Origin of the sequence: Actinomyces sp. oral taxon 175 str. F0384, assembly GCF_000223355.1 — a bacterium.
Classification (GTDB): Bacteria; Actinomycetota; Actinomycetes; order Actinomycetales; family Actinomycetaceae; genus Actinomyces; species Actinomyces oris.
On the sequence record NZ_AFUR01000002.1, the window covers coordinates 1 to 15,115 of the forward strand.

The 15,115-nt window shown below is 67.2% G+C and carries 15 protein-coding genes, 1 tRNA gene, 1 other RNA gene and 1 pseudogene; 6 read left to right on the forward strand and 12 right to left on the reverse strand.

Annotated elements, in window-relative coordinates:
- From HMPREF9058_RS06835 to HMPREF9058_RS06845, 3 genes and pseudogenes are all read left to right on the forward strand, one after another.
- Positions 1 to 408: pseudogene (locus tag HMPREF9058_RS06835) on the forward strand (purine-nucleoside phosphorylase); the annotation flags it as partial.
- 67 nt (positions 409 to 475) lie between these two features.
- Positions 476 to 1,210 carry a glutamine amidotransferase gene (locus HMPREF9058_RS06840; protein ID WP_009747709.1) on the forward strand — a complete coding sequence of 245 codons (735 nt, stop codon included), beginning with the start codon at positions 476 to 478 and terminating at the stop codon, positions 1,208 to 1,210.
- Between the two features lie 151 nt (positions 1,211 to 1,361).
- Positions 1,362 to 2,048 carry an SDR family oxidoreductase gene (locus HMPREF9058_RS06845; RefSeq protein ID WP_009406653.1) on the forward strand — a complete coding sequence of 229 codons (687 nt, stop codon included), beginning with the start codon at positions 1,362 to 1,364 and terminating at the stop codon, positions 2,046 to 2,048.
- A gap of 91 nt (positions 2,049 to 2,139) precedes the next feature.
- Here HMPREF9058_RS06845 and HMPREF9058_RS06850 read toward each other — a convergent pair whose 3' ends face one another.
- The 5 genes from HMPREF9058_RS06850 to HMPREF9058_RS06870 all read right to left on the reverse strand — a co-directional run bounded on the left by HMPREF9058_RS06850 (position 2,140) and on the right by HMPREF9058_RS06870 (position 6,798).
- Positions 2,140 to 2,442 carry a hypothetical protein gene (locus tag HMPREF9058_RS06850; protein ID WP_009406618.1) on the reverse strand — a complete coding sequence of 101 codons (303 nt, stop codon included), beginning with the start codon at positions 2,440 to 2,442 and terminating at the stop codon, positions 2,140 to 2,142.
- A 159-nt stretch (positions 2,443 to 2,601) separates the two neighbouring features.
- Complete coding sequence (locus HMPREF9058_RS06855; RefSeq protein ID WP_139018977.1) at positions 2,602 to 4,005, reverse strand: hypothetical protein; 1,404 nt, start codon at positions 4,003 to 4,005, stop codon at positions 2,602 to 2,604.
- Between the two features lie 81 nt (positions 4,006 to 4,086).
- Positions 4,087 to 5,526 (reverse strand): annexin A7, encoded by a 1,440-nt coding sequence (locus tag HMPREF9058_RS06860; protein WP_043537880.1) that lies wholly within the window; start codon positions 5,524 to 5,526, stop codon positions 4,087 to 4,089.
- A gap of 90 nt (positions 5,527 to 5,616) precedes the next feature.
- Positions 5,617 to 6,354 carry a hypothetical protein gene (locus tag HMPREF9058_RS06865; protein WP_009747696.1) on the reverse strand — a complete coding sequence of 246 codons (738 nt, stop codon included), beginning with the start codon at positions 6,352 to 6,354 and terminating at the stop codon, positions 5,617 to 5,619.
- A 60-nt stretch (positions 6,355 to 6,414) separates the two neighbouring features.
- A complete protein-coding gene (locus tag HMPREF9058_RS06870) occupies positions 6,415 to 6,798 on the reverse strand; it encodes a DUF4190 domain-containing protein (RefSeq protein WP_009747688.1) in 384 nt (127 codons plus the stop codon).
- 241 nt (positions 6,799 to 7,039) lie between these two features.
- On the opposite strand from HMPREF9058_RS06870, the gene HMPREF9058_RS06875 reads away from it, so the two are divergent.
- Positions 7,040 to 8,509: a uracil-xanthine permease family protein gene (locus HMPREF9058_RS06875; protein WP_009747658.1), complete on the forward strand. Its 1,470-nt coding sequence runs from the start codon at positions 7,040 to 7,042 to the stop codon at positions 8,507 to 8,509.
- A gap of 655 nt (positions 8,510 to 9,164) precedes the next feature.
- Here the strand turns inward: HMPREF9058_RS06875 and HMPREF9058_RS06880 are convergent.
- Both HMPREF9058_RS06880 and HMPREF9058_RS06885 read right to left on the reverse strand, forming a co-directional pair.
- Positions 9,165 to 9,740: a LytR C-terminal domain-containing protein gene (locus HMPREF9058_RS06880; protein WP_050798021.1), complete on the reverse strand. Its 576-nt coding sequence runs from the start codon at positions 9,738 to 9,740 to the stop codon at positions 9,165 to 9,167.
- A 156-nt stretch (positions 9,741 to 9,896) separates the two neighbouring features.
- On the reverse strand, positions 9,897 to 10,235 hold the full coding sequence (locus HMPREF9058_RS06885) for a hypothetical protein (protein WP_003788121.1): 339 nt from the start codon (positions 10,233 to 10,235) through the stop codon (positions 9,897 to 9,899).
- A 381-nt stretch (positions 10,236 to 10,616) separates the two neighbouring features.
- Here HMPREF9058_RS06885 and HMPREF9058_RS06890 point away from each other — a divergent pair, with 381 nt between their 5' ends.
- On the forward strand, positions 10,617 to 11,711 hold the full coding sequence (locus HMPREF9058_RS06890; RefSeq protein WP_009747700.1) for a hypothetical protein: 1,095 nt from the start codon (positions 10,617 to 10,619) through the stop codon (positions 11,709 to 11,711).
- Between the two features lie 68 nt (positions 11,712 to 11,779).
- Here HMPREF9058_RS06890 and HMPREF9058_RS06895 read toward each other — a convergent pair whose 3' ends face one another.
- The 4 genes from HMPREF9058_RS06895 to HMPREF9058_RS06910 all read right to left on the reverse strand — a co-directional run bounded on the left by HMPREF9058_RS06895 (position 11,780) and on the right by HMPREF9058_RS06910 (position 14,238).
- Positions 11,780 to 12,487: a TetR/AcrR family transcriptional regulator gene (locus HMPREF9058_RS06895; RefSeq protein WP_009406613.1), complete on the reverse strand. Its 708-nt coding sequence runs from the start codon at positions 12,485 to 12,487 to the stop codon at positions 11,780 to 11,782.
- Positions 12,488 to 12,698: 211 nt separating this feature from the next.
- Positions 12,699 to 13,172 (reverse strand): septum formation family protein, encoded by a 474-nt coding sequence (locus HMPREF9058_RS06900; RefSeq protein ID WP_009406622.1) that lies wholly within the window; start codon positions 13,170 to 13,172, stop codon positions 12,699 to 12,701.
- Positions 13,173 to 13,418: 246 nt separating this feature from the next.
- On the reverse strand, positions 13,419 to 14,030 hold the full coding sequence (locus tag HMPREF9058_RS06905; RefSeq protein ID WP_009747673.1) for a septum formation family protein: 612 nt from the start codon (positions 14,028 to 14,030) through the stop codon (positions 13,419 to 13,421).
- A 120-nt stretch (positions 14,031 to 14,150) separates the two neighbouring features.
- Positions 14,151 to 14,238 (reverse strand) — tRNA-Ser (locus HMPREF9058_RS06910).
- Between the two features lie 147 nt (positions 14,239 to 14,385).
- Between HMPREF9058_RS06910 and ffs the strand changes: the two genes are divergently transcribed.
- Positions 14,386 to 14,480: signal recognition particle sRNA small type (gene ffs / locus HMPREF9058_RS12780), an RNA gene on the forward strand.
- An 18-nt stretch (positions 14,481 to 14,498) separates the two neighbouring features.
- Here the strand turns inward: ffs and HMPREF9058_RS06915 are convergent.
- On the reverse strand, positions 14,499 to 15,005 hold the full coding sequence (locus tag HMPREF9058_RS06915; RefSeq protein WP_009406621.1) for a carbonic anhydrase: 507 nt from the start codon (positions 15,003 to 15,005) through the stop codon (positions 14,499 to 14,501).
- Between the last annotated feature and the right edge of the window lie 110 nt (positions 15,006 to 15,115).

A 15,115-nucleotide genomic window follows, 5' to 3' on the forward strand; every position in this document is an offset into this window, starting at 1 on the left:
GGACAGGTGCGCGTCGTCGCCGACCACCTCAATGTCTCGGGTGGTTCCCTCTTCCCGGCCCCCGGCATGGTCTCGGCGGGCTGGGACGCGACGCTCACCGAGCGCCTGGGGAGCCTGCGCGGCGTGAGCGGCAGCTCCGTCGTCGCCCTCGTGCCCGGGCCCCTGCGCCCGAGCCCGGCCGAGTCACGCGCCCTGGTCTCCTTGGGTGCCGACGCCGCCGTGACCGACTCCGTGGCCGAAGCCATGGTCCTGGCCTCGAGGGGCGTGGCGGTCTCCGCCCTGACCTACCTCGACGCCCCGGCCGCCGGCGGGAACCTCGGGCGGGCGCAGCTCTCCCTGAGGCAGGCCTCCGGAGTCACCCTGGCCGCCGTCGAGGAGATCCTCAGAAGCCTGCGGGCCGGTTCCTGAACGTGATTCTGAGAACGGCGTGGAAAAGGATGCTGCCCAGGCCGCCGGCCCCCGTTAAGGTCATCTCGTGAAACCCTTCCTCTTCCTGGCCACCCGCAGCGACGATGAGCCCGCCGACGCCGAGTACGAGGCGTTCCTCAAGCGCACCGGCCTGGACGAGTCCACGCTCCGCCGCCTGCGCCTGGAGTCTCAGTCCCTGCCCCAGATCGACCTGGACGACTGGTCCGGCATCCTCGTGGGCGGCTCCCCCTTCAACGCCTCCACCCCGGCGGAGAAGAAGTCCGCCACCCAGAAGCGGGTCGAGGCCGAGCTCTCCGGCCTGCTCGACCGCGTCGTCGCGGCCGACTTCCCCTTCTTCGGCGCCTGCTACGGCGTGGGCACGCTCGCCTGCCACCAGGGCGCCGTCGTCGACACCACCTACGGCGAGGCCGTCACCGCCCCCGACGTCACTCTCACCGAGGCCGGCCTGGCCGACCCCGTCTGCGCGGGTGTCCCGAAGGTCTTCCAGGCCTTCGTCGCCCACAAGGAGGCGGTCACGACGCTGCCGACCCACGCCGTCGTCCTGGGAACCGGTGAGGCCTGCCCGGTCCAGATGTTCCGGATCGGGTCCAACCTGTACGCCACCCAGTTCCACCCCGAGCTCGACGGCGACTACCTCGCCCACCGGCTCGGCTTCTACGCCGGTCACGGCTACTTCGCCGACGACGAGCTCGCCGACCTCCAGGCCCGCGTGCGCCTCGACGACGTCTCCGACTCCTGGAAACTGCTGGCCAACTTCGTGGCCGTCCACGCCCGCGACTGACGGTCGCCGCGTCGTCGGCGCGATGCCCCAGTTCGTGCAGCGCGGGAAGGGGATGCGTACGGTGCAAGTGGGGTGGATAGTGGGGCATCACCCGGGGCGATGTGTCTGATCGGCCCCGAATGCTCCGGGAACGTACAGAAAGGGCTCGCTTATGTCCCGCATCGTCATGATCGGAGGTCACGGCAAGGTCGCGCTGCTGGCCGCCCCGCTGCTCGTGGATGCCGGCCACGAGGTCGTCTCCCTCATCCGCAACCCTGACCACTCCGCCGACGTTGCCGCCACCGGAGCCACCCCGCTGGTCCTGTCCGTCGAGGAAGCCGACGTCGCTGAGCTCACCCGGGTCTTCGCCGGTGCTGACGCGATCGTCTGGTCCGCCGGGGCCGGCGGCAAGGGAGGCCCGGAGCGTACCGACGCCGTCGACCGTGCCGCCGCCATCCGCTCCATGGAGGCCGCCGCCGCAGCCGGGGTCACGCGCTACGTCATGGTCTCCTTCCTCACCGCCTACGGCGAGGTTCCCGACGACCACCCGCTGCGCGCCTACGCCATTGCCAAGATCGCGGCAGACCGACACCTGCAGACCACCGACCTGGCCTGGACGATCTTGGGGCCGGGCCTGCTGACCCTGGATGAACCCACCGGTGCTATCACCGTGGCGCGCGTCCCCAAGGGCACCCCGACCTCGAAGGCGCCGACGTCGCGTGGGAACGTCGCCCGCGTTATCACCGCCGTGCTCGCCGAGCCGGCCAGTATCGGTAAGGTCATCCCCTTCTACGACGGCGACACCCCCATAGCCCAGGCTGTTGCTGACGTACCGCAGGAGTACGCCGACCTGTCATGATCGCCACCTTCGTGGGGTAGGCATCAGAAAGGCTCCGGTCCGCACTCATTGAGTGAATGTGGACCGGAGCCCGTTCGGGTCATGGTGAGGTCTACTTGCCGTCGCTCATGGCGCTGGCCGAAGGGGCGGCCGACATCTTGTCGTCGCTCATCTTGCCGTCCGACATGCTGCCGGAGGTGGGGCTGTCGGACATCTTGTCATCCGACATCTTCCCGTCCCCGGTCTTGCCGTCGCTCATCTTTCCATCGGACATCTTGCCGTCACTCATGGTGCCGTTCGGGGTGGAGGTCTGCTCCATCTTGTCCTTGTCGGCATTCGTGGAGCCGCAGGCGGCGGTGCCGACGGCGAGGGCGGCAACGAGCAGGGCGGCTGACACGATCTTGCGAGTACGCATGGGAGAACTCCTTGGTGACATGGGCTGGCGACGTGGCCAGGTGAGTGGTGGCGCACCGACGTAGTGCACCGTCACCAGGAGTTCGGAACCGATGGGTCAGCGGATGGGGATACGTGAGTGACTCTGCTCACTGTGTGTCGTGATGGGTGGAGGTTTCCCCTACATGTAGGGCCGGTAGCTCACGTATTGGGGTTGTTGCCTGCTTGTGGCCACCGGTGGGAACTGATGCGTCGTGTGCTTCATGGCGGACGTGCGTCGGTGTAGCAGCACGATGATTCCGACGGCGATGGCTCCCAGCAGGATCGATGAGCCCCATGCTCGGAAGGAGGCGTATGGGAACCCGTGGCCCATGCTGGAAAAACCGAGCATGGAGTTGATGGAAGTGACGGAAATGCCATAGGCGAGGAGGATGTACACGTTCGTGAGTACCATGACTAATGGTGCGATGCCGACGACGCGTGAGAACGCCACTGTGTAACGGCTCTGAGAACCTAGGTAGAGGCTGGCGGAGGCGATCAAGGCCGTCATGATCATGAGGAAGATGCCGCCGACGAGAGGCGCTCCTAAAGGGGTCGGCTGGAGTGATATCGCCATCCAGACGTTGATTGTGTGCTCACTTATGTCGGTGCCGCCCACTATGTATCTCACAGAGTTCGCCAGCTGATGGAGTGCTATGACGAGAATGAAGAGGTTGGCTGCTAATCCGATCGTGACAGACCATGGTCGCGCAGCGGGCGTGTGTTGATTCATGATGGTTGCGGCGATCGCGGCGCTCCCGGTTGTCAGGAGGCACAGGATCGGCATAGGGGTGACAATGATACTGTCGTTGAATATCAAGACGTCGATGAGCAGTATCTGAAAAGTCGCGGCGACCATGACCGAGGTCGGGTGGTTCTCAAAGATGGCTTTCAGAGACGAAAAGTGAAGGAAGAACCACCAGACGCCCGGGGTGCTGAGGGCATAGAAGAGCAGGTACAGGATGAAATCCAGCGTGAAGCCCGGAGGGGCGGTGAATCTGGGTTGCCTGTGGAGGTCGTAGAGGACCCACACGATCTGAGCACCGCAAGCAATCAGAGTTGTGATGAGGGCGATGATCCGGTCTCGCCTCCAGCGGGTGGGTGAGGGCGAGGAGATTGTGCGGGTGACGACGAGCGGTGGCGCGCTGACCGGTGCTGGCGGCGCTAACGGCTGCGGCTGCGGGATCACGGGGAGGGGCCCAGGGGTTGGAGTGGGGGCGAACCTGGGGAAGCTGGCAGTGGGCCCTGCCGAGTAGGGATCGATATCAGCCCCGTTGGTGACGATACTGCTGGCGGGCTGGCCGATGCTGGACAGGTGCGGCGCCACCGGCTGTGTTGGAGGGGCGGCCTGGGCCTGGAAAAGATAGGGGTAGTGGGCCTGCTGCCCGCTCTGGGGGCTGTGGCCTGCCGAGAAGGTCGCATGCGGTGGCGATACGGGGGTGTGCGGCCCGTGTGGCATCACGCCGTATGGCGTCGCCGGGCTGTGCCCTTCGGTGCCCGACGGTGTCGGTGTGTAGCTGCTCTGAGGTTGAGGTGGCTGCCGCATATCGGCATTGTGCTTGACCTGTCGGTCGGTGTCGATGACCGAGGTGATGTCGTGTGCCGACCCCGCGGTGGTGGGGCGGGATCAGTACCCGCTCCCCCACTGTGACTGGGAGCGGTGCTGCCTGCTGAAGCGGTTCTGCATGCCGTGGGGGCCGGCTGTGCTCGCGGCGCCATCGTGATACCGGCTGTGGCCACTGGGAGGAGCGGCCGCGGATCGGCGTCCGGCCATCAGCGTCGAACCGATGAGGAGGGCTCCCTGGCCGATGATGATCGCCATCACGATTCCTGTGCTGGATGGCCGAAAAGCGTACTCGCCAACGGTGGGCAACCCGTAGGCGAGGACGACGACGATGTTATAGAGCGTAAATAGTGAGACGGCGCTCGTGGACACGATTCGGAAGGATGTGCTGGAAGGGCGCCGCATTCCCAGGAACAGGCCTGCGGCAGCCAGGGATGTGACGATGGTAACAATGAGTAGCCCTGTCGTGACGGAAAGGCCTGCGCCCCCTGATTCCGACCATATGAACCAGGCGCTGGTTGTGTGGTCGCTGAGGCTCTTTCCTGCCGATATGGTCACGTAGGCCGATATGGTGAGGTATGAAATGTGCACGGCGCTGTTGATGAGTAAGAACTGGCAGGCGCCTATGGCCAGGGTGGTGGGCCATGGCTGCGGAGTCCTTAAGTGCTGATTGAGGCGTGTGGTGAGGATGGCGCCCACTGCGGTGACGATGAATAGGAGGACAATGGTGAAGTCTTGCACGCCGGCGTACGGGTCCTTGTTGGTGCCGGCAATGGGTATGATGAGTACCCCGTAGCCGAACCACAGTGAGAGCCCTAGCATCTCAGTGACTGGCTGGTTGCGAAATAGGCGACGCAATCCGAAATAATGCCACCAGATCGCTGGTGTGGTGACGATGAATAAGAGTGTCGGAATGATGGCTGACCACCATGTATCGCCCCGCGCGAAAGTGAGAAGGAAGGTGATATAGATGACGACCTCAAGGGCACAGCCAACGATCATCATGACCAGTGCCGCCGCTTTCAACCCGCGCCATGGCACCTGGTGTGGCGCACCCAAGGGTTGTGATGAGGTCGTTCCTGGCTGAGGGCTGCCCAGCCGCGGTGGTCTGGCAGAGGAGGGGTAGCCCGGTGCGGTGACTGCTCCGCTCAGGTATGCCGACCCGGTGCCCGAGCCCGCGCCTTGCTGAAACTGCTGGAACTGCTGCTGTTGCGGCTGGTACGGCTGATACTGCGGCGTCAAGGCATGTGCCGGCGCAGGCGGATAGGGCTGGCCTGGGAAGGCGGACGCCCCGGGTGGGTGCAATACCGACTGGGTCGGAATCGCGCTCTGCGCGGGGGGCATGTACGCGCCGTGACCGGCCGGCGTCGGCGCCTGCCCGTAGGTCGCCCCGCCCTGCGGGGCGCTTACCGGAGCAGAGCCATAGGCGGCCTGCGGCGGGTACTGCGGGCTCGGTGGGCCGCTGTGTCCCTGTGGCGGCGGATAGGCGGGCGGGTAAGTCATGACAACGTCCTGATGATCGTGGCTCTCAGCTCCAGAGCTGCGCCTGGATCCCCGAGTCGTTCGGGGCGTGCGGCCCCAAGGATCGGCAGCTCAGCTGCGGGTGAAGTACGAGACGAAGTTGCGGATGATCTGTCCGGCGTCGTGCGCCTCGGAGGACCGGGCCTGGGTGAGGATGTCCTCGCTCATGTCCGGGTCCCCGTAACCGGCCTCGTCGTAGATACTGACACGCCGCTCGAACTGGACGGCGTCGAGCTCGGGGTTGAACTGGCAGGCGTAGACGTTCCTGCCCACGCGCAGCATCTGGACCGGGCAGTCCGGCGAGCTCGCCAGCAGGGTCGCGTGCGCGGGCACCTCCCCGACGCCCTCGTAGTGGCCGGCGAAGACCGTGACCACCTGGGGGAGCCCCTTCAGGACCGGGTCCTCGCGGCCCTCGGCCGTCAGGAAGAGGTCGACGGCGCCCAGCTCCTCACCGAACTCCTCCTGCGTCCCGGTGCCCAGGTAGGCGGCCAGCACCTGGAGCGCGACGCCCGTGGCCAGAAGGGGAATGCCCTCCTTGAGGATCACCCCGAGCAGTTCGCGGATCTGCTCCTCGACGTTGAGCTGACTGCGGGTCTTCTCGGCCGCCGGCGTGTCCGCGTTGTAGGGGCTGGCCCCGATGAGGACCCCGGAGACATCGGCCGCGGTGAAGGAGTCGAGGAAATCGACCTCCTCCAGGGCGATGTGCTGCAGGTCATCGCGCGATAGACCGCTCTGAGCCAGGAAGGACTCGTACTCGTCCTGCGCCGCCTCGTGCTCGGGGCGCGTGGTCACCATGATGAAAGGCTTCACGGGACCACTGTAGGGGACCGGTTGGCCGGGCGTGGCCGTGCGGGCGTGGCCCTGTGGCCTTTAGATCACGAACAGCACGAGGATGAGGACGCAGGACCACAGGATGACGGAGATGGCTCCCAGAATGAGCCCCAGCCACGCCAGTCCCTCACCGGAGTCATAGCTGCGGTGCAGGCGCCGCAGCGCACTGATGCCCAGGATGATCGCGGCGACGCCGACGAGGGGGATGAAGCTGAGCAGTCCGCACACCAGGGCGGCCGTCGCTCCGGAGTCGCTGCGGGGGCGGGGTGCGGTGTAGCCGGGGCCGGAGAAGATTTCTGCCGGATCGAGATTCTCGGTTCCGGGGAAGACGAATCCCTGGGGGAGCCCGTCGACGTACTGCTCCGAGCTCGGCGAGAAGCGTGGCGCGCTCTGTCCTGGCGTGGAGGTCCCGACGGTGCTCATGACCACATCATGCACCGTCGGCGCCCGCAGACGGCATCCTTCCCGCGGACGAATCAGTTGGGAGCCGCCAGGTGGCCGGAAGGTGCCCGCGAGGAGCCCGGTCCGCGGGCCCGCCGAGCAGGGGCTATGCTGAAGTTCCGGCAGGCTCTGCCGGGTCCTGCCGAGCGTCCCGCGGGTCTCCTGCGAGAGGATTTCCCACGGGACACAGCCATTCCCTCGTTGCTTAGGCAGGAGCTCACTCGTGTCCTCTTCTCCCTCTCGTGGCTGGCGCCTGCACGGCGATGGCCGGTCCATCGCTCCGGGCGAGGTCGTCGCCCCCGGTGAGCGCCTCACCTGGCCGCGCACCATCGGCATCGGTGTCCAGCACGTCGTCGCCATGTTCGGCGCCACCTTCCTGGTGCCGCTGCTGACCGGCTTCGACCCGGCGACGACGCTGTTCTTCACCGGTGTGGGCACCCTGCTGTTCCTGGGCATCACCTCCGGGCGCCTGCCCAGCTACCTGGGCTCCTCCTTCGCGCTCCTCGCCCCCATCGGAGCCGTGACCGGGCGCATGGACAGGAACGGGAGTTTCGTCGACATCCCTCTTGACCCCCACAAGGCCGCCCTCGCGCAGGGCGGGATCATCTCGGTGGGGCTGTGCCTGCTGGTGGTGGGCATCATCGTCCACCTGGTCGGGTCGGCCTGGATCGACCGTCTCATGCCCCCGATCGTCACCGGAGCGATCGTCGCCCTCATCGGCTTCAACCTGGCCCCCGCCGCCTGGGGCAATGTCACGAAGGGCCCCGTCACGGCGGTCGTCACGATCGTCTCGATCCTTGTCATCACGGTGTTGTTCAAGGGCCTCATCGGGCGCCTGGCGATCCTTTTCGGCGTGCTCATCGGTTACGCCACCGCGGTACTGCGCGGGGAGGTCAACTTCGACGCCGTCGCTAAGGCCCCTGTTCTGGGGCTTCCCGACTTCCACGCCCCGGCCTTCGACGTGCGCTACCTGGGCCTGTTCATCCCCGTGGTGCTCGTCCTGGTCGCCGAGAACATCGGTCACGTCAAGTCCGTCTCGGCCATGACCGGGGAGGACCTCGACGACGTCACCGGCCGGGCCCTGTTCGCCGACGGCCTGTCCACCGTGCTCGCCGGCAGCGGCGGCGGCTCGGGCACCACCACCTACGCGGAGAACATCGGCGTCATGGCCGCCACCCGCGTCTACTCCACCGCCGCCTACGTGGTGGCGGCACTCAGCGCCCTGGGCCTGTCCCTCCTGCCGAAGTTCGGCCAGATCATCGCCTCGATCCCCGCCGGCGTCCTGGGTGGGGCGGCCACGGTCCTCTACGGCATGATCGGCATGCTGGGGGTGCGCATCTGGGTGCAGAACCGTGTGGACTTCTCCGACCCGGTCAACCTCAACACGGCGGCCGTGTCCATGGTGGTGGCCATCGCCGACTACACCCTGGTCTGGGGCGACATGACCTTCAAGGGCATCGCCCTGGGCTCGGCCGCGGCCATCGGCGTCTACCACGCCATGCGCTGGATCTCGAAGCTGCGCGGCACCAACCTGGAGCAGGCCTCCCCGGCCTCCGCCCCCGCCGGCACCGAGCTGGAGGGCCCGGCCTACTCCAGCCGCGCCGCCCACTCGCCCTCGGCCGCCTCGGAGGCGCAGGCTCCGATGTCGTCGAGCGCCGATGGCGTTGAGGGGGCCGGTAAGGGCCGCGGCTGAGCCGCCCTGCCGGTAGGTGCCGCCGAAAAGCGGCAAGAGATGTGGCAGTCGATGTGCTCGGTTCAGCACATCGACTGCCACTGCCGTCATGGGGCGTTGCCTGATGCTCCTGAGGGTTTCTTGCCATGACAGCGCAAGACGCCGGTGGGGAGAGCTGAGTACGCGATACGTACTGCTCGCTTCCTCGGTGGGGCCTGGTTCGGTGGCTCGCTGTCGCTCGGGTGGTGTGGGGCGTGTACTGCACGAGGGTGGGGTGCTACTGGAGGAGGGGTGGGTGTACTGCGGGTAGGTGGGGCCTTCGTGCAGTACGCACAACCCTTGGCCAGTGGATCCCGACCCTCGTGGAGTAGGCCGGCCCGAGGTGAGGCTCAGGGTGGAGCCGGCGTCGAATCACGGCCTCCGGGCCCCGCGCGAGCGCCGGCCCCATCCTGGAACCGCACGTGAGCCGGCGTCTCAGGCGCTATGACGCTCTGAATCGGGAACTGCGTTTCCCGCCCAGAACGTCCTTCTCCTCCAGATGACTGAGGTCAGCTCCCAGTCGTCTGGGGGACAGCGCAGTCCTCGTCGGAGAAGTACGTCCTCGATCGAGGCGGGAAGCCATCGAGGCTGGGAGTCATCGTCGGGACGCTCCCGCCCGGACCGGGCGGCCCCGGGGTCAGCTGGTCTTCTTCGTGGCGGCCTTGTCCGCCGGGACGCAGTCGCTGGGGGCGGTGATGGGCTTGTCGGCACCGAGGAGCTTGATCTCGTCCGACTTCAGTGCGTTCTGCAGGTACTCCTTGCCCAGGACCACCGAGACCGTGGTGTCGTCGTCGGACAGGCTCTTGTCGAGCTGCACCGTGGACTTGGGGAAGATCTGGGCCAGGGAGTAGGCGTTGGTCAGGCCGCCCTTGGAGGCCATGATCTGGACCTCGCCGTTGTAGATGCCTCCCGGCCAGTCATTCGCCGAGGTGACGGTCAGGCCGGCCTCCTCCAGCTCCTGCTGCACCGTGGCTGCCAGCCCCACCGTCTCCGAGCCGTTGTAGATGTTGATCTTCTCGATCGTGGTGACGTCGACGGTCTTGGCGCCGCTGGGCGGGCAGGTCTGGGGCACGTAGGTCGCCGTGCTCTTGGGCTGCGAGAAGCCCGGGTTGTAGGCGGGCAGGATGCCCAGCGATACCAGGAGGCTCACGGCGACCGCGACCACCATGACGGCCAGGATGGCGCCGATGACGGTGGTCTGACGGTGCTGCATGTGCCGCCGGTACTCGGCGCGCGGATCTGCGGGACTACTCACGCGATCCAGGGTAATGGACGACGGCGCTCATCGGGTGGTGGTGGGCTCGATGTGACATGGGACCGAGCCGTGGACCGGGGTGCTGGGCGGGTTGCCGGGTGCTGCCGGCGAGGATCAGGCGCTCGGCGGTGCCGGGGCGAGCCGCGGCACCCCTTCCTCGGTGACCTCCAGGATGCGGGCGTGGATCGCGGTGCGCCCCTGCAGGGCGGCGCGCAGTGCCCGGTGCAGCCCGGTCTCCAGGTAGAGGTCCCCCTTGAAGGAGACGACATGGGCGAACAGGTCGCCGTAGAAGGTGGAGTCGTCATCCAGGAGGCTGCGCAGATCGAGGGTTGCGCGGGTGGTAGTGAGATCGGCCAGGCGGATCTGTCGAGGTGCGATGACGGCCCAATCGCGCTGAGTGGTGACCCCATGGTCGGGGTAGGGGGGCCTCTCGCGTACTGCCTTGAAGATCACGGCAACATCCTAGTGAATGAAGCGGCCGTAGGTGCGTGGGGGGAGCCGTGGGTCGTCCAACATCGACGACGTCGACTGCATCGACAGGATCGACTTGTCCCGGGGCGCCGGTCCGCTGGGTTCAGCCTGTCCGGGCCCCTCCGAGGTGGGGAGTCGCTTCCGTTATCTGTCTCACTAGTTGGAATGTGGCCGATAGGACGGCGATTTCGTCATCTCTTTGTGATTGGCGTTATCGCTGCGATATCTGGTGGTTTACTGGGAGGGTGGGATGTCTGATGCCGGAAATCGGCGGCATGCCTGACCTTCGGACTGTTCCCCTCTGCTTCGCGGCTCTAGTACCGTGTTCGCTGCACCGACCTCGACCGAAAGGATGCCGCAGCCATGACCATCGCGGTCCGCCGAAGCGGCTTCACCATTCCCCTGTCCCTTGTTGTTCTCACCTCGACCGCCATGCTTCTGGCCGGTTGTCAGTCCGGTGGTGCCTCCAACGCCAATCAGCAGGGCACCACGGGTTCATCGTCATCTGCGAAGGCGCAGTCGACGGCCAGTGCCAAGGCGACCTCCGGCCAGAAGTCGGGGCACGCCTCTCCTCGCATTCCCAGTCCCACCGGTAAGGGCCCCGCCGACTCCTCCGCGTCGCAGCCCTCCGGCTCCCAGTCCCGTCCCGCGAGCCCGCGGGCCAACGAGCCCCGTCCGGCCGCCAGCGGGACCGACGCCACTAGAGCGTTGGCCCCCGGCAAGACGGACGCTCCGGGGCAGCAGAACAGCGGCGCCTCCAAGGCCCCTCAGGCTCAGGGGAAGACCGACGACGCCGGTAAGCCCTATGCCGGATCCGCTCAGACACCCAGTTCCCCGGCCCCTGAGACTCAGAAGCGCGCGGAGCAGCCGGCGCCGGCCGAGAAGCCGACTGACAAGCCCGCCGAGAAGCCGGCTGAGGCGCCTGCCGACAAGCCCGCTGACAAACCTGCTGACGCGCAGCCGGCACCGGCCGACAAGCCGGCCGAGGCACCTACCGACAAGCCCGCCGAGAACCCGGCCGAGCCGGCCGCCCCCGCCGACGAGCAGCCCAGCCAGGCAACGTCCTTCGTCCCGGGCAATCTCGTCTCGGAGAAGACCGCCATGATCGTGTCGCCGTCGGGCAACATCGGCTGCGACCTGTCCGCCCACTACGCGGGCTGCGGTGTGCTGTCCTACCGCTCCAACGGCACCTACGGCAAGGATGAGGCGGGCTCGCCGAAGTGGTGGTTCGACCTCAGTTCCGGGGGAACTCCGCAGCTCGCCGGCCGCAGTGAGGGCGCCTTCTCTCTCGACGAGGCCTTCCGCGGTGGCGGCTCCTCGCCCCAGGTGGTGGAGTACGGTCAGTCCGTCACCTTCGGTTCCTGGGTGTGCAGCTCCGAGGAGACTGGCATGACCTGCCGTAATACCGAGACCGGTCACGGCGTGTTCCTCAGCTCGGGGCGCTACGAGACCTTCTGAGCCGAACCCGAGACATCCTCGGTACTCCTGTGTTCGCCCCGGTGACGTGTTACCGGGGCGAACCCTGTTCACGTGGACTGCAGCGGGCCGGTGAGGTAGCGCTGGATCGTCGGGCCGACGACCTCCGCGAGGTGGTCGATGCTCGCGCTGGCGATGGGCTCCAGGCGCAGCACGTAGCGGATCATGGCCAGTCCCACCAGCTGGGAGCCGGCCAGGGTGGCCCGTTCGCGCGGCGAGGCGACTGACAGGCCCGACTGCTCAAGGACCTCGGCCATCGGAGCCGCGACCTGCTCGGTGGCGTAGTTCTGGATCGCTTCCGGGCTGCGGGTGTCGGTGGCCATCCACTGCAGCAGGCTGCGGAAGGTCGCGCCGTCGGCGTCGTCGTCCCAGGCCGTCAGCGACAGGCGCACCAGCCGGGGGCCGGCCGAGAGGAGATCCCCGCTGATGGCGGTGGCGATCTCCTGACTCGCCCGCACGCGCAGGTTGACCGCCGCCCCGAACAGGTCCCCCTTGGAGCCGAAGTAGTAGGACACGAGTGCCGGGTCCACGCCGGCCGCCCGGGCCACCGCGCGGATGGTGGTTCCCTCATACCCCTGGGTCAGGAAGGACTCGCGTGCGGCGGTCAGGATCGCTTCCTGGGTGGAGGACGGCCGGCTGCCGCCTTCGCCCGGGCGACGTCTGGGGCCTCGACGGCGCGGGCGGCCAGGGCGGCGCTCGGAGGGCTCGTCGTCGTGCGGAGCGCCGGGCTGCGGTGCACTGAGGGCGTCACTGGTCACTCCAGGAGATTACGAGCGCTGCAGCTGCGCGTGATGCCGGCCTCCTCTCCAACTCGAGAAGTTCCGGAAGAACGCGGCGCTTGATCGGGGTCGGCGCTCCCGGAAAAGTGTGACGGATGGCCTCATTTTATGAAAGGCTATCGACGCGATATTCAGTATTGTTCAGGGTTTCGGGGTGGCTGCGGCCGCCCGGAAAGACGGCGACAGGGGACTACTTCTTGGAGTTCTTGGCCGAGCCCTTGACCTGTGACTTGTCCCCCTGGGTGACGACACAGGTGATCTTGCGGTCGCCCTGGGCCCAGGTGCCTTCGCCCGGCGTGAGGTACTCGACCTGGTAGTTGGTCTTGCCGGACTCGATCCCGACGTACTTGGTGAAGTCCTCGCCCAGGCAGAAGCCCTGCCCCAGGGAGTCACGTGCCTCTGGCTTGGGGAACTCCTTGATGTCATCGCTGAAGGTGGTCTGGGCGATGACCTCGTAGGTGTGAGCCTTGGAGCAGTCGACCACGACGACCTCGCCGATCGCCTGATCCCCGCCGGAGTCCTTGCTCACGGTGTTGTAGCACTGCCCGACCTCAAGGTCCTTGGTGGCGGTGGTGGTCTGTGAGGAGAACAGGCTGCAGGAGGTCAGCCCCATGGTGACGGCGGCGGCGACGGGGAGGGTGAGGAGCGTGGTCCGGGTGCGCATGGGTCGAACCGTAACAGTCGGAATGGCGGCATTGTGCCGGTTTTCTGCAGGCTTCTGGTTGCGGCCGGAAAGGCGGCTGAATAATCCGGGATAAGGACCGGGTGGCGACATGAGACGGAGAGACGGAGAGTCGCCACCCGGCCGGAGTGGGAGGCTGGACAGTGTTCGCAAGGCGCGGGAAGGGAGAAGTGGTCCCCTCCATCGGTGGTTCGCCCGTGTGCGGCCGTCCTGCTCGTTGGGGACAGACTAGGAGTTCTTGATGGAATTATTCAATGGTGTGTTATCCCGGTTTTGGGCGAAGCAGACCAACGAGTGGTCCCCCTGGTCCCAGGAGGACTGCGAGGGGGTCAGGGCCGCCGCCCGGTACTTCTTGGCCTTGGATGAGGAGCCGACGTACTTCTCCAGCACCGGGTTGCAGACGGCGGTGACCTCATCCGAGGTGCTCGCCTCGGCGTAGGTGGAGGCTGTGGACTGCCCCGTCCCGGTCACCTCGTACTGGTGGGGCGTGGAGCAGTCGACGAGCTTCGCGCCCGTGGCATCCGTTCCGCCCTGCTCGGCCCCGTTGACCATCTCGGAGATGCAGTTGCCGGTCTTGAGGTCCTGGATGCTCACGGTCTTGGCCCCGCCCTCCGCTTTGGCGCTGGAACTGGCGGAGGCGTCGGCCTGAGGAGTGGCCGAGGGGGTGGCGTCGGAGCCTTGGGAGGGCTCGTCCTTGGACGAGTCCGTGGGGTCGGCCGTGGCTGAGGAGGAGGGAAGAGTGGAGGGGGTGCCCACCGCCTCCTCGTCGCAGGCGCTGAGGCTCACGGCGAGGAGGAGTGCTATCGGGAGGGCGATGAGGGATGGGACGTTCGTGCGCATGGGGTCATCGTGGCAGGAGTGGGAGGCGGCGTCGATGGGGAGGAGACCTGATCGGGAGCCTGCTGCGGACGGCGGAGGGGAGAATGGAAAAACCCCGGAATCACACGGATTCCGGGGTGGTGGCGGAGGATGGGGGATTCGAACCCCCGAGGGCTTGCACCCAACACGCTTTCCAAGCGTGCGCCATAGGCCACTAGGCGAATCCTCCAGGCGCTCCACGCGGCGACAACCACGTGCAACGAGAAAGGAATATATCGGAACGCCCATCCCCGGGGCCAGCCCGGGGCGGTGGGATCTGTCACGCGAGCTCGGTCGGGACGGTTCGCAACCGGGGGCCGGATCGGGTAGTCTCTCGCTCGGCCCCTCGTGCGGCGTCATCCAGTGAATCCCCCAGGACCGGAAGGTAGCAAGGGTAAGCAGGCTCTGGCGGGTGCGCGAGGGGTCCTCATGTGCCCGGGCGGCGGAGGCTCACGCCGCGGCGGCGTCGACCTCCGCCAGGCGGCCGGTGGCCAGGTCCAGGACGAAGCCGCGCACGGCGTCGGTGCGGGGGATGAAGGGCGAGGCCTTGATGCGGGCGATCGACTGGCGCACGCTGTCGGCCAGGTCGGTGAAGGCCCCCGGCGCCCAGGTCGGCCTCGCGCCGGTGTCCGCCTCCAGGGCGGAGCACAGCTCCTCGTCGGTGAAGGAGAGCATGCCGCAGCCGGTGTGGTGGATGAGGAGGATCTCCTCGGTGCCCAACAGGTGCTGGCTGATCGACAGGGAGCGGATCGTGTCCTCGGTGACCAGTCCGCCGGCGTTGCGGATGACGTGCGCCTCGCCTGGGGCGAGCCCCAGGGCCGCGAAGACGTCCACGCGCGAGTCCATACAGGCCACGACCGCGACCTTCTGCTTCCCCTTGGCCGCCAGGCCACCGCGGGCGAGGACCTCGGCGCAGTAGGCGGCGTTGCGGGAGACAAGAGCCTCGGTGACGGTCATGGTTCCTCCGTTCCTCCAGTCGGCGACGCGCCGGCCCGCCCATCGTGCCAGACGGCACCCGACCCGCCCGGAGCCTCGCACGGTGTCGGCCCGGCCGATTAGGCTCGGGC

Bases quoted from the DNA above. Each gene is read 5' to 3' on its own strand.
- HMPREF9058_RS06845 (WP_009406653.1), top strand. From the start codon at position 1,362: ATGTCCCGCATCGTCATGATCGGAGGTCACGGCAAGGTCGCGCTGCTG.
- HMPREF9058_RS06850 (WP_009406618.1), bottom strand. From the start codon at position 2,442: ATGCGTACTCGCAAGATCGTGTCAGCCGCCCTGCTCGTTGCCGCCCTC.
- HMPREF9058_RS06855 (WP_139018977.1), bottom strand. From the start codon at position 4,005: ATGCGGCAGCCACCTCAACCTCAGAGCAGCTACACACCGACACCGTCG.
- HMPREF9058_RS06860 (WP_043537880.1), bottom strand. From the start codon at position 5,526: ATGACTTACCCGCCCGCCTATCCGCCGCCACAGGGACACAGCGGCCCA.
- HMPREF9058_RS06870 (WP_009747688.1), bottom strand. From the start codon at position 6,798: ATGAGCACCGTCGGGACCTCCACGCCAGGACAGAGCGCGCCACGCTTC.
- HMPREF9058_RS06880 (WP_050798021.1), bottom strand. From the start codon at position 9,740: ATGCAGCACCGTCAGACCACCGTCATCGGCGCCATCCTGGCCGTCATG.
- HMPREF9058_RS06890 (WP_009747700.1), top strand. From the start codon at position 10,617: ATGACCATCGCGGTCCGCCGAAGCGGCTTCACCATTCCCCTGTCCCTT.
- HMPREF9058_RS06900 (WP_009406622.1), bottom strand. From the start codon at position 13,172: ATGCGCACCCGGACCACGCTCCTCACCCTCCCCGTCGCCGCCGCCGTC.
- HMPREF9058_RS06905 (WP_009747673.1), bottom strand. From the start codon at position 14,030: ATGCGCACGAACGTCCCATCCCTCATCGCCCTCCCGATAGCACTCCTC.
- HMPREF9058_RS06915 (WP_009406621.1), bottom strand. From the start codon at position 15,005: ATGACCGTCACCGAGGCTCTTGTCTCCCGCAACGCCGCCTACTGCGCC.